4 protein-coding genes and 1 pseudogene are annotated in these 5,814 nt (G+C 39.3%); 4 read left to right on the top strand and 1 reads right to left on the bottom strand.

Features of this window, described 5'->3' with window-relative positions:
- Window positions 1-555 precede the first annotated feature (555 nt).
- The 4 genes from EA341_RS13570 to EA341_RS13555 all read left to right on the top strand — a co-directional run bounded on the left by EA341_RS13570 (window position 556) and on the right by EA341_RS13555 (window position 5,266).
- The gene (locus EA341_RS13570) at window positions 556-1,488 is read left to right on the top strand and encodes a polysaccharide deacetylase family protein (protein ID WP_293015512.1); all 933 of its coding nucleotides are present in this window, start codon (window positions 556-558) and stop codon (window positions 1,486-1,488) included.
- 37 nt (window positions 1,489-1,525) lie between these two features.
- The gene (locus tag EA341_RS13565; protein ID WP_293015510.1) at window positions 1,526-2,113 is read left to right on the top strand and encodes a hypothetical protein; all 588 of its coding nucleotides are present in this window, start codon (window positions 1,526-1,528) and stop codon (window positions 2,111-2,113) included.
- Between the two features lie 178 nt (window positions 2,114-2,291).
- Window positions 2,292-4,685 (top strand): trehalase family glycosidase, encoded by a 2,394-nt coding sequence (locus tag EA341_RS13560; protein WP_293015508.1) that lies wholly within the window; start codon window positions 2,292-2,294, stop codon window positions 4,683-4,685.
- 53 nt (window positions 4,686-4,738) lie between these two features.
- Window positions 4,739-5,266 carry a hypothetical protein gene (locus EA341_RS13555; protein ID WP_293015505.1) on the top strand — a complete coding sequence of 176 codons (528 nt, stop codon included), beginning with the start codon at window positions 4,739-4,741 and terminating at the stop codon, window positions 5,264-5,266.
- On the opposite strand, the pseudogene EA341_RS13550 reads toward EA341_RS13555, so the two are convergent.
- Window positions 5,263-5,814: pseudogene (locus EA341_RS13550) on the bottom strand (hydrolase); the annotation flags it as partial. The gene EA341_RS13555 and the pseudogene EA341_RS13550 sit on opposite strands and share 4 nt — an antisense overlap.

Below are 5,814 nucleotides of genomic sequence, written 5' to 3'. Positions count from 1 at the left end.
CGCCAAAAACAGGGATGGGAAAGGGATATTGATTGAGGATTTATTACTATAATTTGCGACAGCTAAAACATCTGTGTTTATCTGTGAAAATCAGTGGTTATTAAAGATATTAGTGGATATTGAGATATTGGCCACTTACCGATTGAAATATGGTAGAAATACAATGGAAATATTGTTGAAATATTATTGAAACTGGAGCATTAGCGGAAGTCCCGAGAGCGAAGCGATTCGGGATATTGTTGAAATAGGATTAGAGATACTGATGGATACTGATTGATATTGGTGGATACTAGGATACCTGATTCCAGAGATTGCCATATTCCTGCTAGCCAAATGGACCTTTACAGAAAATCGAAATTCAAGGAAAAAGTCAGTATCAATCTATAAGTATAAATTTATTTGATTATACGTCGCTTTGGTAAGGATCTAGAATTACCGTTATTCCATTTACATTTAATCAATATCCACAAATATCCAAAATCTATTAATATCTAACCTTCTTGAATTTTAAGTTAGTTGGCAAAAAATAATAAACCCAATCATAATCATCCTCTTATGAAAAAGTTATTCACATTGATTCTGGCCTTGATCATATTTCAGGTAAGTGCTCAGCAACGGAATCTGGCCGAAAAAATCGGCTATGGTCCCGAAGACAAATTACTGATCATACATGCAGATGATATAGGCTTGGCACATTCAGAGAATGTTGCAACCATAGAGGCTATCAAAAATGGGGTGGTCAATTCCACGAGCATCATGATGCCTAGCCCATGGGCTACGGAGGTAGCTGAACTGATCAAAGATATACCTGACTTGGACATAGGCGTTCATATTACTTTGACAGACGAATGGTTCAATTACAGATGGGGACCTCTCAGTGGCAAATCCGAGGTGCCAGGGCTTGTTGGAAAAGACGGCTATTTTCATTTCGACTGTGCATCTGTAGCTCAAAATGCTAGCACTGAAGAAGTGGAAAAAGAGATGCGTGCCCAGATAGATGCTGCTCTGGCCATCGGGATCAAGCCTACTCATTTGGACTCACATATGGGTTGTGTATTTTATGGAAGGCCTGAATTTGTAGCCTCCTATTTGAAATTAGCAGAAGAATACGGCATCCCCGCCATGGTTATAGAGGATCTATTCCAGGCCGTTGTATTACCTAATCCTGAATTATTTGATGGCATTGACTTGAATAGGGTCAAAATTGTGGATAACGTTGCCATAGGAAGTCCGGAAATATATGATTCTGTTGGACTTGCAACATATTATGAGGAGGTTTTGAACAACCTTAAACCAGGAGTGACTGTCCTTCTCATTCATGTTGCTTATGATGACGAAGAAATGAGAGCTATTACCACTAGATTTGACCATTGGCATGCCCGATGGAGGCAGCAGGATTTTGACTTTTTTACCAGTCAAAAAGTCAAAAACCTTCTCGAAACAAATAATATCAAACTAGTCACTTGGAAAGAAATTGGAAAATTGTGACGAGGAGTCTTATCTTCGTGACAAAATTAAAGATTCCATGAAGTCATCTAGACCAACATTTCTCTTATTTACAATATTGATTTCTACGCTTTTGTTTAACAGCTCCTGTGATAGTGACTGTTCAGATACCAAATTTGACATCCAATCCATTACCATGTCTCCGAAAATTCTCAATCAGGTTGATTTGGGTGATTTGGAATGGGATAATTCCTTGGAGCTCCCTGTTAACAATCTGGCTGTAGAAATAAGAATGAACAAGGTGTTCTCTTCTATTCCAGATGATGATGATTGTCTCCCAAAGTATAGAATCAACAACAAGGTTAAAAATATCAGGTTGCTTAGCAATCAAGGCTTTGATGCTGCTACCCCTGCCGGCGAAGACCTTTTCGAAATCAGTGCTTTTACTTTTGATGCCAGAAATTTTATAGAAAAAGCTGATTTTCTAAGTGGATTTGTCAACGATTCCAACTTCAACCGTTACTACTTTGTACTCAATAGGAACCCCGACTTACAAGGTGTCCACAGGATGGTGATGTATATGGATTTTGAAGATGGTACAAGCATTGAATCGAACCCGATAGAAGTCCTCATTACCCCAATAGATACGTCTCCACAGCCTGATTAATTGCCCATTCAAAAATATATTGAACCTAAGGAGCGACAGTTTATTAAGAGGTGGGAAAATCAGAGTTCAAACCTAGTAGCCCTCCTTATAATATTAGGGTTCTGTTAATACATCTGATTTATTAAATTAGAGAAAAAGGAATTTATATTTATAGACCGAAACCATCACTTTAGCGCGTATGAAACTTGGAATATCCCCAATATTTTTAGGCCTTGGACTTCTTTTTTCCTGCCAAAGCGAACCTAAAAAAGAACCATTGGCAGCTTTATTGAAGGATGTGGAAGGAATCAGCGGAAATAAAGAATATATGGCCTCACCTTATGTCACCGCTGGAGATAGGGTCTACATGGTAGGTCACCAAGATGGCACTTTTCCGGATTTGGGCTTTCATGTTGAAGGAGAAATGGGCGGGATTTGGAATCATCCCATCAAACTTATGGATGGTTTTACTGTGGCGATTGCTATGGATGATGCTTCATACTGTTTAGATGACGCAGATGAATTCATCAATTATCCGGTAGCAAACAAGCATATTTTCAACTCCCAAATTCCGGGCTTGGAAATTGAAAGGTTTCATTTTGTGCCTGATGGCAGAGAGGGTATGGTCATTGAATTTGAAATCAGGAATGTGGATAAGTCAAAAAAATCCCTTCTATTTGAGTTCACAGGGCATACTGACCTTTTACCTGCATGGCTGGGTGAGAGGGTTGGCATGATAGACCAAGAGGATAACTTGGAATTTGACAAACAAAGACAAGCTTGGAGAGGAAAGGATGATGGAAATGAATGGTATGTGCTATTCGGGTCGGGTAGGGATTCAAGACATAGAGAAGAAGCTTCTGCAACCTGCAATTATACTCCGCAAGGGAATGGGAAGGCAGGAAAACTTTCTTACGAACTAAGCATTTCTCCCGAAAAATCAGAAATCCTTACTTTTTATATCGCTGGTTCATATAAATCTCAGGAAGAACTGGAAAAAACCTATGACCTGCTTCAACAATACAGTGATACTTACCTGAAAGATAAAATCACCCATTATCGAAAAATCGCTGAGAAATCTAAAATAACCATCCCAGACAAGGATTTGGAAAAGGCCTTTGAATGGGTAAAGTACAATACTGAATGGCTTGTCCGCGAAGTTCCTGAGATAGGCCGTGGATTGGGTGCGGGAATACCCGACTATCCTTGGTGGTTCGGGGTTGACAATGAGTACACACTCAAGGGAGCCATTGCTACAGGAAGAAAAGACTTGGTTTACCATACTATTGAACTTATCCACAAGCTTTCAGAAAGCAATGGAAACGGCCAGGTCATTCACGAGGTCAGTACCAATGGAGTAATCTTCAACCCTGGGAATATCAATGAAACACCACAGTTTGCTTCCTTGATTTGGTGGGTGTATCAATGGACCGGGGATAAGGAATTTCTGGAAAAATATTATCCCTTTATCCTCCAAGGAATGACTTGGTTGATGGAAGAAAATGATGAAGACGGGAATCTTTTCCCAGATGGTTACGGCATGATGGAAATACACGGACTGGAATCTGAAATGATCGATGTGGCCGTGTACACCCAAAAAGCATTTGATGATGTTTCCAAAATAGCCAAAATCTTAGAAGACCAAGAAAACGCAGATAAATACAGGGAACTGGCAGAAGAACTCAAACAAAAAATCAACGAGGAATTCTGGGTAGAAGAGTTCAGTTCTTATGCAGACTTCATAGGAACCACGGCAGAAGCCCTTCAAATGATTAATGCCGCCATTATCCGAGCTGACACGCTGGACAAGCCTTGGGCAGTTGAAGAACTACAGGCAACTAAGAAAAAGCTACAGACCTATCCAAGATCTAGAAAGAGTGGATTTGTCATGTTTCACAATTGGGTGGTCAATACCCCCATGGAAATGGGAATTGCAGACAAGGATAAAGCGATCAAGGCATTGGATAAGGCAGAACGATTCGTAAACCCTTTTGGGGTGTTTGTAACGGGTATAGACAGAGACGATGCCTCTGAATATGAGGACGGGTCATTTTCCGGAAGCAAAGTATTTTCTTACACAGGGGCTGTAATGACGCTCCCAACAGGTGTACAAGCTGTTGCAGAAAACAACTACGGAAGACCTGATAAAGCACTGGATTATCTCAAAAGAATGACACGCTCATTTAGTTATGCCCTACCAGGATCCATATATGAGGTATCACCGGATTATGGAATGATGGCACAAGCATGGAACCTTTATGCATATGCCGTACCAATTGTCACCCAGTTTTTCGGTATACAGCCTGATGCTGGAAACAAAACTATACATATCAAACCTTTATTACCTTCCTCTTGGAATGAAGCAAAAATAGAAAACGTCGTAATCGGAGATAATGAAATAAGCATCACCTATGAAGTGATTGATGGCGAATTGAAAGCGGAAATCAGACAAAAGAAGGGTGACTGGAAAATAAAATTCGAAATTCCAGAAGCTGCAAAAGGCAAAACCCTTCTGAACGGCAAAGAAACTGAACCCAAGCAAGGTGCTTTGGTGTTCGATGGAAGTAAGAACACTATTGAAATAGCAATTTAAAATTTCTTTATTATCAGAATATTGAATTTTCAGAACTTATAGTTTTTAAAAAAATGACTGCATCAAACTCAATAGAAATAAAAGAGAGCTTAGAAAAAAAACCAAAAATGGGCATTTGGGATAGGGTAATTGAGATTCTTGGTTTCTCTTCACTTATTTTACTTTGGGTTATGACTTACTATTTTCAGCATCTTGGTGCTGAGGCAGTGCCTGAAGGCTATAATTTCTTTGAAAACCCAAGTGAGTATTGGGCAAGCAACATGACATATTCGATTCCCATCATCGCAACCATATTGTTTTTTGGCATTACCCTATACAACCAAACTCCGAGGATCTCGGAATACACCATTCAAAACCAACCAGAAAAAGTAGATACCTTGATTAGGATCAATGCAAAATTATGGAGATGGATCAAGTTTAACTTGATTATCATGTTTATTCTGATAGAATATTTCTCTTTTCACAGTGGTTCGGGTTTTGGAACTGGGATTCCTACCTGGTTTATAATTGTTTTTCCTGTATTGCTTTTCGCTCCAATTATCTACTTGTTTATGGAGTTTGCCAAAACCCAAGTAGATTAAATATTCAGCCAGTAATTCAGCTTCATCACCAAAGACCTCTGTTTAGGCATAAAAGATCCAGGAAAATAATTATCCGTATAGACAATGAATAAATCTGAAACCGGTGCATACCTCCATTGCAGTCTTGTATTGATATTCATGTTGTCAATCTGATTATTGTACTGGAAAAAAGTAGTCCAAAACAAACTTCTCGTAAAAGTGAGGTCAATCCTAGGTCCAATCAGAAAAAGGTCTGCATCATTTTGTGGTTCTGGTAATCGAATGTTGTTATAACTGAAATTCATGGAAATATTTGCCAAATAACCCAATCTCCAATTCATCGCGCCTTGTATGGTCCTTATATCGCCATTGAAATATTCTCCAATATCCGCTCTTCCGGTAACAAAAAATGGATTTCTGGCATTACCAAAGTACTGAACAGAGTAAAATGTGTTTCGGTAATCTGTCCCGGCAGCCAGTGGTTCTCCCCCAGTTCTGGTTGGATCAAAAGGAGAAAACAAGTAGGTATAACGGTTGTTAGCAAGTAAAGTCAAGGTAGAAAGTGACTG

This window comes from Mongoliibacter sp. (genome assembly GCF_007692705.1).
GTDB lineage: Bacteria > Bacteroidota > Bacteroidia > Cytophagales > Cyclobacteriaceae > Mongoliibacter.
This window is presented reverse-complemented; position numbering and strand designations above follow the sequence as displayed.